At 47.0% G+C, this 17342-nt stretch carries 18 protein-coding genes; all 18 read right to left on the reverse strand.

Annotated elements, in window-relative coordinates:
* Positions 1 to 142: 142 nt before the first annotated feature.
* Positions 143 to 1639, reverse strand: a complete 1497-nt coding sequence (locus ACTHTK_RS04380) for an amidase (protein WP_440378406.1) — start codon at positions 1637 to 1639, stop codon at positions 143 to 145.
* 189 nt (positions 1640 to 1828) lie between these two features.
* Positions 1829 to 2431, reverse strand: a complete 603-nt coding sequence (locus tag ACTHTK_RS04385; protein WP_107723747.1) for a hypothetical protein — start codon at positions 2429 to 2431, stop codon at positions 1829 to 1831.
* Between the two features lie 133 nt (positions 2432 to 2564).
* The gene (locus ACTHTK_RS04390) at positions 2565 to 3125 is read right to left on the reverse strand and encodes a L,D-transpeptidase family protein (RefSeq protein ID WP_107723748.1); all 561 of its coding nucleotides are present in this window, start codon (positions 3123 to 3125) and stop codon (positions 2565 to 2567) included.
* A 13-nt stretch (positions 3126 to 3138) separates the two neighbouring features.
* Positions 3139 to 4476, reverse strand: a complete 1338-nt coding sequence (gene murD / locus ACTHTK_RS04395) for a UDP-N-acetylmuramoyl-L-alanine--D-glutamate ligase (protein WP_107723749.1) — start codon at positions 4474 to 4476, stop codon at positions 3139 to 3141.
* A gap of 45 nt (positions 4477 to 4521) precedes the next feature.
* A complete protein-coding gene (locus ACTHTK_RS04400) occupies positions 4522 to 5565 on the reverse strand; it encodes an SEL1-like repeat protein (RefSeq protein ID WP_440379747.1) in 1044 nt (347 codons plus the stop codon).
* Between the two features lie 49 nt (positions 5566 to 5614).
* The gene (locus tag ACTHTK_RS04405) at positions 5615 to 6139 is read right to left on the reverse strand and encodes a hypothetical protein (protein ID WP_440378407.1); all 525 of its coding nucleotides are present in this window, start codon (positions 6137 to 6139) and stop codon (positions 5615 to 5617) included.
* A gap of 24 nt (positions 6140 to 6163) precedes the next feature.
* On the reverse strand, positions 6164 to 7237 hold the full coding sequence (locus ACTHTK_RS04410; RefSeq protein WP_107723751.1) for a hypothetical protein: 1074 nt from the start codon (positions 7235 to 7237) through the stop codon (positions 6164 to 6166).
* Between the two features lie 22 nt (positions 7238 to 7259).
* On the reverse strand, positions 7260 to 7751 hold the full coding sequence (locus tag ACTHTK_RS04415) for a hypothetical protein (RefSeq protein ID WP_159068470.1): 492 nt from the start codon (positions 7749 to 7751) through the stop codon (positions 7260 to 7262).
* Positions 7752 to 7890: 139 nt separating this feature from the next.
* Positions 7891 to 8502, reverse strand: a complete 612-nt coding sequence (locus ACTHTK_RS04420) for a hypothetical protein (protein WP_107723753.1) — start codon at positions 8500 to 8502, stop codon at positions 7891 to 7893.
* A 130-nt stretch (positions 8503 to 8632) separates the two neighbouring features.
* The gene (locus ACTHTK_RS04425) at positions 8633 to 9112 is read right to left on the reverse strand and encodes a group II truncated hemoglobin (RefSeq protein WP_107723754.1); all 480 of its coding nucleotides are present in this window, start codon (positions 9110 to 9112) and stop codon (positions 8633 to 8635) included.
* Between the two features lie 115 nt (positions 9113 to 9227).
* Complete coding sequence (gene mraY, locus ACTHTK_RS04430; protein ID WP_004518887.1) at positions 9228 to 10310, reverse strand: phospho-N-acetylmuramoyl-pentapeptide-transferase; 1083 nt, start codon at positions 10308 to 10310, stop codon at positions 9228 to 9230.
* 100 nt (positions 10311 to 10410) lie between these two features.
* Complete coding sequence (locus tag ACTHTK_RS04435; protein WP_003748282.1) at positions 10411 to 10560, reverse strand: hypothetical protein; 150 nt, start codon at positions 10558 to 10560, stop codon at positions 10411 to 10413.
* Positions 10561 to 10575: 15 nt separating this feature from the next.
* Positions 10576 to 11940 carry a UDP-N-acetylmuramoyl-tripeptide--D-alanyl-D-alanine ligase gene (locus ACTHTK_RS04440; RefSeq protein ID WP_440378408.1) on the reverse strand — a complete coding sequence of 455 codons (1365 nt, stop codon included), beginning with the start codon at positions 11938 to 11940 and terminating at the stop codon, positions 10576 to 10578.
* Positions 11937 to 12440: a hypothetical protein gene (locus ACTHTK_RS04445; protein ID WP_070588003.1), complete on the reverse strand. Its 504-nt coding sequence runs from the start codon at positions 12438 to 12440 to the stop codon at positions 11937 to 11939. The genes ACTHTK_RS04440 and ACTHTK_RS04445 overlap by 4 nt, the downstream gene beginning before the upstream one ends.
* Before the next feature lie 21 nt (positions 12441 to 12461).
* Complete coding sequence (locus tag ACTHTK_RS04450) at positions 12462 to 13316, reverse strand: peptidase (protein WP_440378409.1); 855 nt, start codon at positions 13314 to 13316, stop codon at positions 12462 to 12464.
* A 24-nt stretch (positions 13317 to 13340) separates the two neighbouring features.
* Positions 13341 to 13862, reverse strand: coding sequence for a M23 family metallopeptidase (locus ACTHTK_RS04455; protein WP_070826302.1), 522 nt, complete (start codon positions 13860 to 13862; stop codon positions 13341 to 13343).
* Between the two features lie 180 nt (positions 13863 to 14042).
* Complete coding sequence (locus tag ACTHTK_RS04460) at positions 14043 to 15521, reverse strand: UDP-N-acetylmuramoyl-L-alanyl-D-glutamate--2,6-diaminopimelate ligase (protein ID WP_107723758.1); 1479 nt, start codon at positions 15519 to 15521, stop codon at positions 14043 to 14045.
* A gap of 26 nt (positions 15522 to 15547) precedes the next feature.
* A complete protein-coding gene (locus tag ACTHTK_RS04465) occupies positions 15548 to 17296 on the reverse strand; it encodes a peptidoglycan D,D-transpeptidase FtsI family protein (protein ID WP_107723759.1) in 1749 nt (582 codons plus the stop codon).
* Positions 17297 to 17342 lie beyond the last annotated feature (46 nt).

Genomic DNA, 17342 nt, shown 5'->3' on the forward strand with positions numbered 1-17342 from the left:
TGCCGGATTCCGACGTTCTTTGCGCCCTCCCCTACCCTTTGATACCGGCAAAAGGCCGTCTGAAAACGCTTTTATGTTCTCAGACGGCCTTTTATAAATTTTTTCTTCAGAAAAATAGGCTACTTTTTATCCAATACAAACCCTAAGCCAACTGCGGTATTTCCGCCCACGGCTGTATCTGTTCCAACTGCGCTGCAAGGCGGAGCAGCGTGTCTTCGCGTCCGTGAGCGGCGGCAAACTGAGTACCGACGGGCAGCTCGTTATGCCGGTAAAGCGGCACGCTCATGGCGGGGTTGCCGCTCATGTTCAGCGGCGACGTATAACCGACGTATTGCAGCGCGGCGGCGGCTTCTTTTTCTAAAAACGGGTTGTTTTTCAACAGAAAACCCAAGCGCAGCGTGCCAAACAGCAGGCGCATGGCTTTTTGTGCGGCGGGCGGCGGCATCATCTCGCCGATTTTCGGCGTGGTGCGCGGGCAGACGGGCGTCATCAACACGTCGTAGCGTGTGAAAAATGCTTTGGCGGCACGTTCCTGCGCCAGCATCACGTCGCGCGCCCATGCCATTTCTCCCGCACTGATTTGCCGCCCCTGCACAATCATTGCCCACGTTGTCGGTTCAAGCAGGCAGTGCGGTAGTTTTTGTCCGGTTTCGTATTGATATTGGTAGAACAGTTTTGCCGTTTCGCCCATGACGATGATGCGGGCGGCGCGGTTGAGCTGTTCGGGCGGCGCGAAATCGGGCGTGGCTTCTTCCAATTCGTGTCCCGCGTCTTGCATCAGTTTCAAACTATGGGCGAACGCGGCTTCCGTGCCTTCGTCGTTACCGCCGCCAAACCATGTCTGTTTCCAAAAAGCGATTTTCAGACGACCTGTTTCTAGTTTCAGGCTGCCTGCAAAACCGTTTTCGGGCGGCGGCGGGCAGGCATACAGGGCGCGGGCTTGGGTTTGGGCGGCGATGTCCAGCAAAACCGCGCTGTCGCGCACGCTGCGGGTCAACACATGGTCGCATACCAAACCTTGCCATGCCTCCGATGCGTTCGGCGCGTAACTGCTGCGGCCGCGCGTGGGTTTCAGCCCGAACACGCCGCAGTTGTGCGCGGGTAAGCGAATGGAGCCGCCACCGTCGCTGCCGTGCGCTGCGGGTACGACGCCCGAAGCCACTGCCGCCGCCGCGCCTCCGCTGCTGCCGCCCGCGGTGTAATCCAAATGCCACGGATTGCGCGTGATGCCGTAAATTTCGGTTTCGGTAACGGGATACGAGCCCCATTCGGGCGTAGTGGTTTTGCCGAACACGCGCAGCCCCGCATCGAGATAGGCTTGGGTCAAATCGCTGTTTTGTTTGGCAATGTAATGCTGCATCATACGCGAACCCGACCATGTCGGCGCGCCTTCCCAATCCGCCAGCAAGTCTTTGAGCAAAAACGGTACGCCCGCCAGCGGCGTATCGGCATTTTCAGACGACCCCTGCCACGCCGCCGCGCGTTCGCGCAGATCGTGCGCCAACAGATTGAGCTTGGGATTGACTTCGTCCAAGCGGTTTAAAGCAGCCTGCAACACTTCATCGGCGGAGACTTCTTTTTTGCGGATCAGCTCTGCCAAACCGACGGCATCGTAACGGATGTAGTCTTGAAAATTCATGGGTTTTCCTTTCGGATTGATAAACACACGTTTTGTCAGTCAGGCATAGCTACCTGCCATGGTAAAGCGTTTAATGTATTTAGCTTCCAGGGTTGTTGCAGTTTACTGAAAGAATATGCACATGGAGAAGCCCGCTAAATGTCTTGGTGGTAGTTTAGGGAATTTTACAAAGATCTCAACCTATGTTTACTACCATCCTCTCCACAGAATTTTACCTGATCGAATACTATCAATTTGTTCTTTATCCAATACCTCATTGGCATGTTTCATAAATTCTCTACGCCATACAGGTAACCAGACATATTTTGCATTAGTACTGTAACCCATATGTTCGGGGGTATACAGCAATTCCGCTAACACTTCTTTATCAGTAATAATTTTCTCCTCATAAGCTTTATTGGCTGTTTTCAACAGGTAGATATGATCTTTCATTGAAGCAAAATGCATCAACATAATAGCGTATGCTTTTTGGGATTGGTCAAACTCCTTGGACTTAATAACATAAGCCGCATCACAAACATACGGAGATGGATTATCCAATATTTCAGCTTTTAACAGCGTATATACAGATATATCCCTTGTAGGATAGTTCCATGTAACAGGCGCAAACAACCCCTTTTCCTTATTAATTTTTCTAACACGTTCTTCTGACAGATCATCTATAAATTGGAAAAAATCATTGTTTAGGTTTATATACTGACAAGACCGTGTATCTATTTCACTATAGCCCCAAAAAACAAATAATAGGATAAAAGGAGTTGTAGTCAAAAGTTTTCGAGTTAACTTCATCATTTTTTATATGGCTTATATTTCAAACAGTAACACCGGATAAAGAAAAAGAAACAAATTTATCGTTGCTGCAAAAAGGTCGTCTGAAACCACCTTGACGTTTTCAGACGACCTTTGAGGCAATAGCGCACAAGGTTTACGGCAGAATCTCAATTTCCGCGTTGTGTTTTACACTGCGGTAGAGTTCGTCGACTTCTTCGTCCGTTACCGCGATGCAGCCGTTGGTCCAGTCTTTTTGCAGGTGTTTTTTACCGATAAAACCCCAGCCGTTTTTCATGCCGTGGATTTTAATCAACCCGCCCGGGCTTTTGCCTTGTGCCGCCGCGTAGGCTTTGTCGGCTTCGTTGGGATAGGAAACGCCGAGGTTTTTATGGTAGCCGCTATTGGGATTACGCTCATTGATGCGGTATTTTCCTTCGGGCGTTTTGCCGTCGCCTTCAAACTGTTTATGCCCGACCGGTTGCTTGCCCAACGAAATAGGATAGGTTTTCAGCAACCTGCCTTGCGAGTACGCCGACATGGTGCGTTTGCTTTTATACACGACCAATCTGTCGATAACCGCATTTTCAGGCAACGGCGCTTCACTTGACATGGTAACAGTTGTCGTGGAACGAATCGGCGCGGCAAACCAAACTACTGAAGCGGCGACAGCCAAAAGCACAGCTGCCGACAAGCCGATTTTCAACCCGACTTTCATCTTTCAGACGGCCTTACAAAGCTTTGAACGCTTCGATAAACACTTCCGAACGGTGCGCATAGCCTTTGAACATATCAAAGCTCGCACAAGCAGGGCTGAGCAACACAATATCGCCCGCTTCGGCTTGGGCGTATGCCGTCTGAACTGCTTCTTCCAAAGTGGCGCAGTCGGTCATATTCAAGCCGCAGCCGTCCAAATCGCGGCGGATTTGCGGAGCATCGACGCCGATCAGGAACACGCCTTTTGCCTTGCCGACAAGCGCGTCGCGCAGGGGCGTGAAGTCCTGCCCTTTGCCCATGCCGCCCAAAATCACGAAGAGCGGATTTTGCAAACCGGCAATCGCGGCGGCGGTCGCGCCGACATTCGTGCCTTTGCTGTCGTCGATAAACACCACGCCGTTTTTCTCGCCGATTTTTTCCACTCGGTGCGGCAGGCCTTGGAAGGTTTTGACTTGTTCGAGCAATGCCTCGCGCGGCAAACCGACAGCCTCGCACAAAGCCACGGCAGCCATAACATTGGCGGCATTGTGCAAGCCTTGCAGCGGGATGTCTTGCGTGGCAATCAAATCTTCATTGCCTTGTTTCAGGCGGCCTGTCTCACGTTCCAACCAAAAATCGGCTTCGTGTTCCAAAGAAAACCATTTCACCTCGCGCCCTGCCCGTTTCATCGCACGACAGAACACGTCGTCCGCATTCAAAACCTGCACGCCATCGCCACGGAAAATCTTATCCTTGGTATGCGCATAGTCGAGCAAGTCGTCGTAGCGGTCGAGATGGTCTTCGGAAATGTTCAGCACCGTCGCCGCAGTCGGGCGCAGGCTTTCGGTGTTTTCCAATTGGAAGCTGGAAAGCTCCAACACCCACACGTCCGCTTTTTTGCCTTCGCGCTGCAATTCCGCCTCCAAAACCGGCGTGCCGATATTGCCCGCGATAACGGTATCCAGCCCGCACTTGATGCAGAGATAGCCCACCAGGCTCGTTACTGTGGTTTTACCGTTGCTGCCGGTAATCGCAATCACTTTGTCGCCACGACGGTTCACAATGTCCGCCAGCAATTCGATGTCGCCCAACACGCGCCCGCCGTTTTGCTTGAACGCTTCAATATCTGGCTGCCGCTCGCTGATGCCGGGACTGAGCGCCAAAATATCGAAACCGTTATCCAGCGCATCTTTCATGCGACCCGTGTAAAACACCAGCCCGTCAAACATCTTACCGATTTGCGACACGCGCTCAGCTTTCAGCTCCGCATCATACGCAGCAACCTCCGCACCGTTTTTGCGCAGGTAGGCAATCATGGAAATACCCGTGCCACCAAGCCCGGCGACGAGGATTTTTTTGTTTTGAAAAGTCATTTTGGTTTTGTCCTAAGTTTTTTCAGACGGCCTTTGAATAAGGATTCAATATCCTGCCTGATTTAATATGCGATAAGCATCGCAACCTCGTTGCAATCCATTATTACAAGCCTTACCAAACCACTCTTTGGTGATCTTATAGTTCTGACGAACACCTTCTCCTTTGGCATACATCACACCCAAATTATATTGGGCTTCTGCAAGCCCTTGTTCTGCTGCCTTGCGATACCACTGCACTGCCTGTGCATAGTCTTGACTGGCTCCTTGTCCTTCCTCATACATCACACCCAAATTAGATTGGGCATCGGCATACCCTTGCTCTGCCGCCTTGCGATACCACTGCACTGCTTGTGTATAGTCCTGACGGACTCCTTTACCTTTTTCATACGCCACACCCAAATTATATTGGGCTTTTGCATACCCTTGTTCTGCTGCCTTGCGATACCATTTGACCGCTTCAACATAGTCTTTGCGGACACCTTGCCCATCGTAATACATCACACCCAAATTATATTGGGCTTGAGCATACCCTTGTTCTGCCGCCTTGCGATACCATTTGACCGCTTCAACATAGTTTTTGCGGACACCTTGCCCATCGTAATACATCACACCCAAATTATATTGGGCTTCTGCATCCCCTTGTTCTGCCGCCTTGCGATACCACTGCACCGCCTGTGCATCATCTTGACGGACTCCTTGCCCATTGTCGTACATCACACCCAAATTATATTGGGCTTTTACATACCCTTGTTCTGCCGCCTTGCGATACCACTGCACCGCTTGTGCATCATCTTGACGAACTCCTTGCCCATTGTCGTACATCACACCCAAATTATATTGGGCTTTTGCATCCCCTTGTTCTGCCGCCTTGCGATACCACTGCACCGCCTGTGTATAGTCCTGACGAACTCCTTGCCCATTGTAGTACATCAAACCCAAATTAAATTGGGCTTTAGCATACCCTTGCTCTGCAGCTTGAAGCGTTTTCTTAAAATCCGGTACATTATCAGCCCAAACTGCCTGCACCAAGCCCAAAGATAACAGGGCTACCATCATTTTTTTTAATAATTTATTCATTCTAAAATCCATTTCTTTCAAATTATTATTTCTGTTTTATCCTAGTTTTTCAGACGACGTTTTATTTCTTTCTCGGTTTTGCCTGACGATAGCCGTTACCGACATTTTTACCTGTATTGATACAAATGCGCCCTTCACATATGTAGGCATCCGACTCAGCAAATGCTTTGGCAGTTTCAATGGCATGTTCATAACTCTCCAATTCCGCACGCCTATCAGCCAAATCAACAACCGTATATCGCACCACCACAAACAATATAATGACAGCAATAACTAATACTACGCCTATGCCGATATACCAGCTTTTGATAATTTTATTGAGTTTTCCCACTTCACGATTTAATTCATCAACTGCCTTCTTATACCCTTCACTTGCTAAGCCCAACGACTGCTCAGTTTCTTGTCGGATAGTCTTCCCTGCATTGTCAACTATATTACCAACCTGTCGTCTGAACCGGTCAGACTCCTCCGACAAAGCACGCTGTTGCTCATTAATTCGGCCATCAATTTTCTTCCCCTGTTCGATAACGTCCGCCCGCAACATTACCAACACCTTTATAGCCTCATCAAATTTCTTATCGTCCATTTAAACCTTCCCTGATATACGGATTTAAAGCGTTCTGACCATTGCCCGGCTTGAATGTACCAACTCCTGTTGCCGCTCCAATTCCTGCTGTTCTTTATATTCAGCCAACAGATTTTCTCCCTGCCTCAGCATACGCTGACCTTCTTCCGACTGCGCCAGACTTTTACCCAACGCATCCAACTGACTACTGTCCGCAGACAAAACTGCAGCGTATAAATCACTGCCGTTCAAATTGTTCCAGTCAGGCAAATTATAGTTGAAAGAGGACTTATCTTGAATTTGTTTGACAGGCTCTCCATTTATATCAGTGACCGTCTCACTTTCCACTGGCAAACCACGTTCATCTTGACGCAAATAATCAGTATTTACCGTCTTGATAGTTTCGTTTTTTTCGTCGTAAGTTTTGACTGTTTTACCTATAAGGTTGCCATCTTGGTCGTAATGATTGGTTTGAGAATTGATGGGATTAGGTACAGAAACAAACATTGAATCACCGATATAATCAGGTCTTATTGGCTCATTATGAAATTTACTGACTATTTCGTTGGACATCGTTACAGCCAAATATTCAGGAGCGTTATAAAATTTATGTTTCACGTCATCTGATGCAAAAGGCTTGTTATAACTGTCCATTTCAACATCAGATTTTGCCAAATTAGGATCAGTTGCATGAACCAACTCATGAAACAAAACATTAGCAGCAGATTGGACTCCTAATGAAACTTTTTTCCCATTAATTTCAGAAAAAATCTCTGCCGATTGATTAGGGTTCCAAAAGATAATCCCATCAGTATTATTGGGTCTTAGTGGATAAAAAGTGTTATCTCCCTCTTTAAAGATTACGATATGAATACCCATATCAGAAGCATTTTGAATCAACGAATTAGCTTTTTCATTTTGCTGCAAATATTGCAAAGCCAAGTCTAATTTTTTGACATCATCCGAATCTGCAGGCATTAAAGCATTCACTTTTGTTTTATCAAACTCTTTCGTCTCATTATTGTAAGCGTTATTTTCTATTAAAACTCTCCCAAAAGTTTCCTCATTTTGCACACTGGCAACAAAACCTTTTTTATTAAAATCCACACCGCTTGTCATAAACAGCTCCAACTTAAATTAATCATTTCAGGATATTTTGATTTGGATCGATCGTGTTAAATAACTCTTTTAATCCTTTTGAATCCAATAAAATCAAAAATCTCTCATCATTCTTAATAATTTTACTGAATAAAAAATCTTCTCCCGCTGCTGCCTCTCGAGTAAGTATTTGGACAGAATGGGTGTTATACTTAATTTCAATCAATATCAAATATACTGAATCAAATTTATCATAAGGATTTAATGTACTTTTAATTCTATTAAAACCAGAGAAAAAATGAGAAAAGTCTTTTGGTTCTAAACGGTAATGGACAGATTTTGTACCAAATAAGTCCTTATAACCCAAACCTTCCCCTACTCTTTGTTTAATTTGCTCAGCAGTAGAAATGGGCGAAAATGATTCAACAAATCCATAGAGAGCATATACATCGATAGATTTAACACCCTCACTAGGAATTTGTATCACCTCATCTAATTTTTTTGTATTCTTAGCAAAATAAGTATTCATATTCATATTATGCAACTCCTGTTTTTTCGAAATGTTTATATCTTTTACCAAAGTTTCTGTTTGGCAAGCTGATAATGTTATACAAAAACTAATTCCAAGTAGAAATCTCAACATAACTATCCTTTCTTATATCTTTTCCACAATTTTAAAAATATAGATAACTGGGAATTTCAAAAACTTCTCCGCAACGGCTCACTCCATAATAGCTTCTTGTTTTTTCAATTTTCTGATAAACACGCTTTTGTTCTTCATACATTTTAAAATTTGGCCTTATTTGCCAATACTCCAACATTACATATCCATAAAATTTCCCAGTGAATTTATAGACATATTTAACCGGACCGCTACCGTCATTAATATCACCTATATATACATGACAGCAATCATCATTAAATGATTTAAAATTAGCAATATCAAAAGTCTCAGAATTTTTAGAAAAATCTTGATTTTTTTTATACCCACCCAAAGAAATATCTGAACCCTTATTTATCAACAAAATTATTGCATCATTAACCATTTTTTCTTTTGAATATTCAGAAAAATACTTTCTGTCCCTAATGCAATATCCTTTATCTACGATTTGCGACATACCCATATATAAAATTAACGGGGTAACAATGATTAAAATTGCTATACCTCGCTGCACTTTTATAGGAAGTGTGCACGTATATTTATAAATTCTCCATACGATGTACACAATAATAGGAAAAAAGACTATTCCAACTAACCACATCAGCATTATTCCTACAACATCCATATTACCTCTTGTTTTAGCCGTAGGCTGGATTCAGAATCCGACCTTTTCATGATTTGAGTTTAAAGTCCCCCTTTATCATGATGATTAATCTATTTTTACATTTGCTATCACAATCACTTTTCAGACGACCTCAACCTTCAAAATAACTATCCACGCCATACTGCTTTAAAACGTTTTTCAATTCGGGAATGCGGATTACGGGATCGACCGCCATCGGCGGCATAGGCGGTTCGATACCGTCTTCGTTTTGGTTACGGCACCAATCTGCCATGGCAAAAACTTGGATTAAAACCGGCTCGGCAAGTGCTTTATCGATGTCCAGTTCGCTCATGGCTTGGGCAAAGCAGGCGATCCATTCGTTGCGGACTTGTACGTTGACGGCAAAAGGCATGTGGCGGGCTCGCAGTTGGGGATGGCCGTATTTTTCGACAAAGAGTTGCGGGCCGCCGAGCCAGCCGCTGAAAAATTCGTAGAGCTTTTCGCGTATCAGGGTCATGTCTTCGCCGTGCATTTGGCGTAAGGCTTGGTATTGCGGCTCAAGTTCCATCAAGTCGTAGAAACGGTCGGTCAGTGTGCGGATACCAGTTGCGCCGCCAAAAGATTGGTACATGTTTGGAGACTTTCTGTGTGGATTATTACGGGATTTATTTTGAGACGTAGGATTCAGGCAAGCATGCTTACCTTACATAATGGCCGTCTGAAAGTTTCAGACGGCCTTTGGAGATTTAGCGGATTTTGAGGGTACTTAAACCAATCAGCACCAAGACGATGGTGATAATCCAGAAACGGACGACGACTTGGGTTTCTTTCCAGCCTTTTTGTTCGTAATGGTGATGAATCGGCGCCATCAGGAAGATGCGTTTTTTGGTGCGTTTGTACCAACCGACTTGCAACATAACGGAAATGGCTTCAACAACAAACAAACCGCCCATAATGACGAGGACAAATTCTTGGCGGATGATGACGGCAACGGTACCAAGCGCCGCGCCAAGCGCGAGCGCGCCGACGTCGCCCATAAAGACTTGCGCGGGATAGGCGTTAAACCACAAAAAGCCGAGACACGCGCCACACATGGCGGTACAGAAAATCACCACTTCGTTCGCGCCCGCAACGTAAGGCAATTGCAGGTATTGTGCAAATTGGGAGTGGCCGCTGGCATAGGCAAAGATGGCAAGACCGGCTGCGACAAGTACAACGGGGAATGCGGCTAAGCCGTCCAATCCGTCGGTCAGGTTAACGGCATTGGATGTGCCGACGATGGTCAGGTAGGACAATACCAAGAAGCCGACTACGCCAAGCGGCAAGGCAACTTGTTTGAAGAAGGGAACAATCAGGATATTGTTGGCGGAATTTGTAGCAAGGTAGAACAATGCTAAACCGGCGATGATGGCAACGCTGGACTGCCACACCATTTTGAATTTGGCAGACACGCCGTTAGGGTCTTTATAAACCACTTTACGCCAATCGTCGTAAAAACCGAGTGCGCCGGTAGCAAGCAAGACGCCTAAGAGAATCCAAATATAAGGATTTGCCCAGTTGCCCCACAAGATTGTGGACACGGTTATGGCGGTCAAAATCAGCGATCCGCCCATGGTTGGCGTACCGTTTTTGATCAGGTGGGTTTGAGGGCCATCGGTACGGACGGCTTGGCCTACTTTAAGCGCAGTCAGTTTGCGGATGGTCCACGGACCAAGCAATAGGGAAAACGCCAAAGCAGTCAAAGCCGCCATCACGGCACGAAATGTGGTGTATTGAAAAATATTCAGACCGGTTAACCAGTTACTGAAATGTGCGAGCCATAAAAACATGGGGCTTCCTTTTTTGTTTTTGTTGTTACAGCGGGCTTATGCCCAATTAAAAATAAATCGGTATGCCGTCTGAAATTGCAGACGGCCTTGTTGAGTAAGATTATTTCTCTACCACGCAAATCGGATAGTTTCCAGGATTCTTTCCGCCACCCAAATCCAAGCAGGTATCTTCATAAATAAATGCCTGTACTTTCATTCCAGCATAAAACGCGGCAATCAGCAAACCAGCCAATAGTAAAATCTTTTTCATATTTCAGACGGCCTTTTACGCAGTTGTTGTTGCCAACACCTCGACCACTTCTTCCATCTTCATAAAGCGCGAGCCTTTGACCAATACAGTAGCGCGTTCAGGCAAATCATGGCTCAACACTTGAATCAAAGGATCTTTGTCTGCAAACCACAAACCTTCCGCGCCAAATGTTTCCGCCGCTTCGACGCTGTTGTCGCCGACAAAATAAGCCGCTTCGATGCCTTGGTCGCGGGCGTACGCGCCGACTTCGGCGTGCATGGCTGCGGCCTCATCCTCACCCAATTCGCCCATATCGCCCATCACAAAAATACGCGGCGCAGGCATAGCGGCGAGCACATCAATAGCGGCTTTCATGCTGTCAGGGTTGGCATTATAAGTATCGTCAATCAAAGTCGCGCCTTTAATGCCTTGCTTGATATTCAGACGGCCTTTGATATTACTGAAATTTTTCAGGCCGTCTGAAACTTCGGCAAGGCTCAAACCTGCCGCCAAAGCCAGAGCCGCCGCTGCTACGGCATTATGCACATTGTGACGGCCGGGGACTGGTAGTACCACGGCAACACGTTCATTGTCACGCACCAAATCAAACGTACAAGACAACGGTTTCAACTCAACATTTTCTGCATGGACATCGCCACTGGCAACGCCGAAAGTCTGAGCGTTCAATTGCGCAGTAGCGGCTTCAAATGTAGCGATATTGGCATCTTCGCACGGAATCAGCGCAATGCCGTCTGAAAGCAAACCTTCGTAGATTTCACTTTTGGCTTTGGCAATGTCGCCGACACCATCAAAACCGCAACCGACATGCGCGCGCAAAGCGTTATTGACCAGAGCAACATTCGGACCGGCGATTCGGGTCAACAAAGACAATTCGCCAAAATGGTTCATACCCATTTCAATGACGGCATAGCGGTGTTTTTCGTTCAGTTTCAACAAAGTCAGCGGCAAGCCAATATGATTGTTGAAATTGCCGGCAGTCGCCAACACAGCTTCATCACCGAATCGATGACGCAATACGCCGGCCAACATCTCTTTAACCGTCGTTTTGCCGGAAGAGCCGGTAATACCAAAGACAAACGGATTCACATTTTCACGCCACGCCTTCGCCAGTTTTTGCAAAGCCGCAAGCGTATCGTCAACCTTCAACGCGCCTTTCAAAGCCGCGCAATCTTCGCGCGAAACCACAACCGCCGTTGCCCCCGCTGCCAACACATCTTCAACAAAGTCATGCGCGTCAAAACGCTCACCGGCAAGCGCGAAAAATACATCGCCGTCCTGAATATCACGGCTGTCTGTAACAATACGCGAAACGGATTGATTTTCAGACGGCATCGGAAGGCCGAGGGTCTGACAAATAAAATTAAGGTCTAGTGGTTTCATGATTGTGTTTCTTGTCCTTGTTCTAACGGCTCCACATTTTTATCCGTATTTTGGGAAACCATTTTTAAATGACGACAATTGCGTCCTGCCAGCACAATAAAAAGAATAGCGGCAAAATTTATACCGACAGTAAGTTTATGTACTATAAGGCTAAATGATAATTGCAGTACACTTTCTATATAATACGTAAAAGAAAATGCCTCTCCTACAAAGACTATTTGCAACAAGCATGGCGTGTACACATATATCATTCTATTAAAACCTATTTCACGGAATTTAAACGCATTCCATGCTGCAGACAACGCCAACACACCCAAAATGAAAAGTAAAATCCCAAAAAACACAGCCCATGCCATGTTGTTAATCAGTCCTTGCACACTCTGAATTGATGCCAGAATCAACCAAACTACGCCCTGCACAAAAGTCAGCCATGCCATAAATTTGCCGCTTTTGGGCAATTTTTTATATTCAGGAAATGTATTGGAAAACCAACTTTTCATACTACAAATCACTTTCTCTTATCAACTGCCGATTTTCCCGTACTGCTGGTAATCGGAAAAACACAATACAATGGTTTTACCGTTTTGGCGGTAAGGGTGGCAAAGGCTGTAATTGCCATCTTTTGCTTCATAACGTATTTCATTTGTTTGTCCGGCAAATATTCTTTGCAAGTATTCACGCTCGCTCAAATTCGGAGCATAAAGATATTGCGTTTTGCTGATCGTTTCTTTATTGCCATTCCGAGTAACGACAAAACCATTATTATCGCCTACTCCCTGAGCATTGGGCGCCTGCTCATCAATCCCACTTAACTGGGAATCGGCTGAGAAAGCCAAATAAACTTGTTTATTACCTATCGTATCCGGCACAATCACCGTAGCTGCTTTAAAGGCAGAATCCTCCTTCGACATCAGCTCAAGGATTAACGCTGCTTTTTTGATATACGCAAAATCAAAACGATAATCTGCCAACGCGTTGATTTGCGATGGATTGTCCTTGACGATACGCTCTAGCGATTGAGTCAAAATCTGACGTTTTTTCTGAACCGTCAGATAATTTCCGCCAAATAGCAAAGCGGCCAAAACGGGAAATACGGCCAACAACAAATATAAGGTTTTCCGGCCACCTTTGCTTTCTTCCTCTTGTCCCCGCTCGGCAATACGGGTCAGATTCAGCATGATGTTCAGTATCAAGGCACCCGCCATCACGGCAAAAATCCCCAAAATACTCATCAGGAAAATTTCCGTAATGTATTCGCGGAACACCTTAAGCCCGAAAACATTGGATAAAATCAGAACAAATACCCAATACACCAGCAGCACGACTGCCACCATACCGACGATATTCGTTGCCTTAACCAATTTCTTTGCGTTCATATTCTCAAATCTTGTTCAGACGGCCTATCTGTTCTGATTAATCAGCGGATACGGATTCACCGCGCCGTTCGGCAGATACACGCCGTAATGCAGGTGGGCCGGTGTGGTTCTGGCGTTGCCGGTTTTGCCGACATAGCCGATGACCTGCCCTTCTTTTACTCGTTCATACAGACGGATACGGGCAAATTTATTGAGGTGGGCATAGTAATGCCAAGCACCCGGCCCTTGAATACCGATAACTTTACCGCCCAATCGGTTGCGCCCGATTTTGGTTACGATGCCGGGTGTAGTACTGCGTATCGGCGTGTTTTTCTTAGCAAAAATATCCACACCTTCATGCCTGCGCCCCTGACTGCGCGCCGCGCCCCAAGTGTCGTCAAAACGCTTGCCTTTGACAGGATTGGGCAGGCTTTGCTCGGCCGGAGGCTGTTGCGCCCTCAACTGCTCGATTTCGGCAGTAGGGCGCGGAAGTTGTTTGGTGGTACAGCCTGCGAATAAAACTACGGCTGCACTGATTAATAAGGTTTTTGTCGGCATTTTCAGCATCAAATCGGTCTCCTTGTTGTTCAGACGGCCTTGTTAAAAAGTCCTCCGAAACAAACAACTGTGATGGGTTTAATGGCTGACGTGCCGTAATGCGTGTGTCGTTTTGCTTTTATTGTATATGTTTAAATCTTTTTCAGACGGCCTTAAGGTTTCGGGCCGTCTGAACATTTGCGATATGGTCTATCCGCGCGCTGCCAATGCTTTTTCTGCGATTTCAAAATCGGAGAAATGGTGCTTCACGCCTTGTACATCCTGATAGTTTTCATGCCCTTTACCGGCAATCAGAATGATGTCGTTTGCGGCAGCCTGCTCAACCGCATAACGGATGGCAACGGCACGATCAACTTCGACGCGTTCAGGATGAGGCACGGCAGGCAAAATATCGTTGATGATGTCTTGAGGATTTTCCAAGCGTGGGTTGTCGCTGGTTACGACAACTTTATCGGCACCCTGCACGGCTGCCGCACCCATCAATGGGCGTTTGCCACGGTCACGGTTACCTCCGCAGCCAAATACGCACCACAAAGCCGCGCCCTGCGGTTTGATTTCCTGCAAAGTGGAGAGTGCTTTTTCCAGTGCATCGGGCGTGTGGGCATAATCGACAACAACCAAAGGTTTGCCGCTGTTCATAATGCAATCCATGCGGCCTGAAGCGGGACGGATTTTTGCCAGTACTTCCAAAACGTTATTGAGTGGATAACCGTTGGCACACAACAAGGCAACGCAGGCGGCGAGGTTTTGCGCGTTGAATCGTCCGAGCAGACGGGTACGGCATTTTCCTTCGCCCCACGGGGTTTGGAATACGGCTTCCATGCCGTTTGAAGAAGCGGTGAAATCGGTAATGCGGATATCGGCTTGCTCGCTGAAACCATAGCCGTAAACGGCTAAATCGGGACAGTCTTTTTTCAGACGGCCTGCGAGTTCTGCACCGTATGCGTCATCGACATTGATGATGGCGTGTTGCAGACCATGCCAGTAGAACAGGCGCGATTTGATGGCACCATAGGCTTCCATGGTGCCGTGATAGTCGAGGTGGTCACGGGTGAGATTGGTAAAGATTGCACTGCAAAACGGCACGCCGTTGACGCGCGATTGGTCAAGGCCATGGCTGGAGACTTCCATCGCGGCGGCTGTTGCGCCTTGCTGGCGGAAGCGGTAGAGCAGGGTTTGGACATCGACAGGAGCAGGCGTGGTATGCGTGGTCTCTTCCAATGCGCCCCAAAAGCCGTTGCCGACTGTGCCAATAATGGTGGTTTTTTCGCCCAGAAAATCGGCAGCTTGCGCCAGCCATTGTGTGATAGAGGTTTTGCCGTTGGTACCGGTTACGCCCCAAACTTTAAGACCGTCTGAAATATTGCCGTAAACCTGCGCCGCCAACATACCGGCGCGATGTTTCAGATCTTTAATGCCTTGATTGGGAACGTTCCATTCGGGATTCCACGCAAATTTGCCGTCATCGTCCCAAAAAACAAAAGCCGCGCCGTTGGCAATGGCTGCGGGGATATAACTGCGGCCATCTGTATATTCGCCCTGACAGGCAACGAAAATATCACCTTGTTTGATTTGACGGCTGTCTGAATGCAACAAACGCCCTGCTGCGTTTTCACACAGCAGAGGCGGAAAGTTGGTTTCAGCCAAAGGGGTTAGCTTGCTGAACATAAACAATATCTCTTTGATTGTTTGGATTATGACGGTACTTTGACAGTAGCGGCATTACTTAACGGCTTGGTCGGGGAAACGCCCAAGATGTTCAAGCTTCCGCTCATGACTTCTTTGAATACAGGACCGGCAACCACGCCTCCGTAATAGCCGTTGGCAGTCGGTTCGTCGATGGTAACGGCCACAATCACGCGTGGATTTTTAGCCGGAGCAAAACCGATGAACGTACCGACGTGTTTGTTGTCCACATAGCGGCCATTAACCAGTTTACGCGCCGTACCGGTTTTCGCACCTACGTCGAAACCATCGACAGCACCGGCAGTACCGGTACCGCCGGCTTCAGTAACGGAAACCATCAACTCGCGCACTTTTTTCGCAGTAGAGGCTTTGATGACGCGCTTGCCTTTAGGTGCAACCGCTTGTTTTTCAAAGCTGACAGGCAACAATTCGCCGTCATGGGTCAAGACAGTATAGGCACGCGCCAATTGCAACAGGCTTAATTGCAGGCCATAACCGAAAGACATGGTTGCCTGTTCGATTTTTTGCCATCTGCGCCAGCTTCTCAACAAACCTGCAGTCTCACCAGGAAAGCCTGAATGCATACGCACGCCCACACCTAAATCATGATAGAAATCGTACATTTCTTTAGGCGTAAACATGGCAGAAAGTTTACTGGTACCGACGTTGGAAGATTTTTGCATAATGCCGCGCACATCCAAAGTAGGATAAACGTGGGTATCTTGTACGGTAGCCGGACCGATTTTGTAAGGCAGGGTGTTGAACGTATCGGTTGCATCCACTTTGCCGGAATCCAATGCTTTGGCAATAGTAAACGGCTTCATGGCAGAACCGGGTTCAATCATATCGGTTACGGCGCGGTTGCGGCGCTGTTCGCTATTGGCCTGACCCGGTTGATTCGGATCGTAAGCCGGACTGTTGACCAACGCCAAAATCTCGCCGGTTTGCGCATCCAATACCACAACCGTACCCGCTTTGGCTTTGTGATAAGCCACAGCCTTGTTCAACTCGTCATAAGCCAGAGTTTGAATACGCTGATCCAAAGACAAAATCATGTCTTGGCCGTTTTTAGGCACACTGTTGCGCGGAGAGTCAAGGCTGTCAACGATATTACCTTTGTTATCGCGCAATACGACTTTCGCACCATCTTCACCGCGCAGGCTGTCTTCACGGGAAAGCTCCAAGCCTTCCTGACCTTTGCCGTCGATATTGGTAAAACCGATAACGTGCGCAAACAGATTGCCCATCGGGTAATGGCGTTTCAATTCTTTTTGGAATGCAATGCCTTTAATGCCCAATGCCTTGATTTCTTCCGCTTTTTCGTAGCTGAGTTGACGCTTCAGATAGATAAAACCTTTGTCTTTTTTAGACAATTTATTTTTTAACACTTCAACAGGCACATCGGCAATGGCCGACAGTTTTTCCAACTGCTCGTCAGTCGGCATTTCCTCCATACCGGAAGGCATGGCATACAATGATTCGGTAGGCGCACTCAACGCCAATGTAGCACCATTACGGTCGGTAATCATACCGCGTGATGCAGGCAACGGAAGCGTACGCACAAAACGTTGGTCGCCCTGATTTTTCAAAAACTCATGCTGACTGGTTTGCAGATAAACCCCGCGCACCAACAGACCGGTAAATGCCAGCGCAACGGCACCCAGCACCAAACCGATACGCCCGTTACTTGTCAGCGGTTTTTTTGTTTTTGTGGTTCCAGACAGCATTTGAGGTTTATATTCGTTCTTAATTAACATGTTGGACTTCTCATGACTTAGCTGCTCAGTGAGCTATTAATTCCCG

The sequence above is a fragment of the Neisseria sp. P0006.S009 genome, assembly GCF_051962915.1.
Taxonomy (GTDB): domain Bacteria; phylum Pseudomonadota; class Gammaproteobacteria; order Burkholderiales; family Neisseriaceae; genus Neisseria; species Neisseria subflava_E.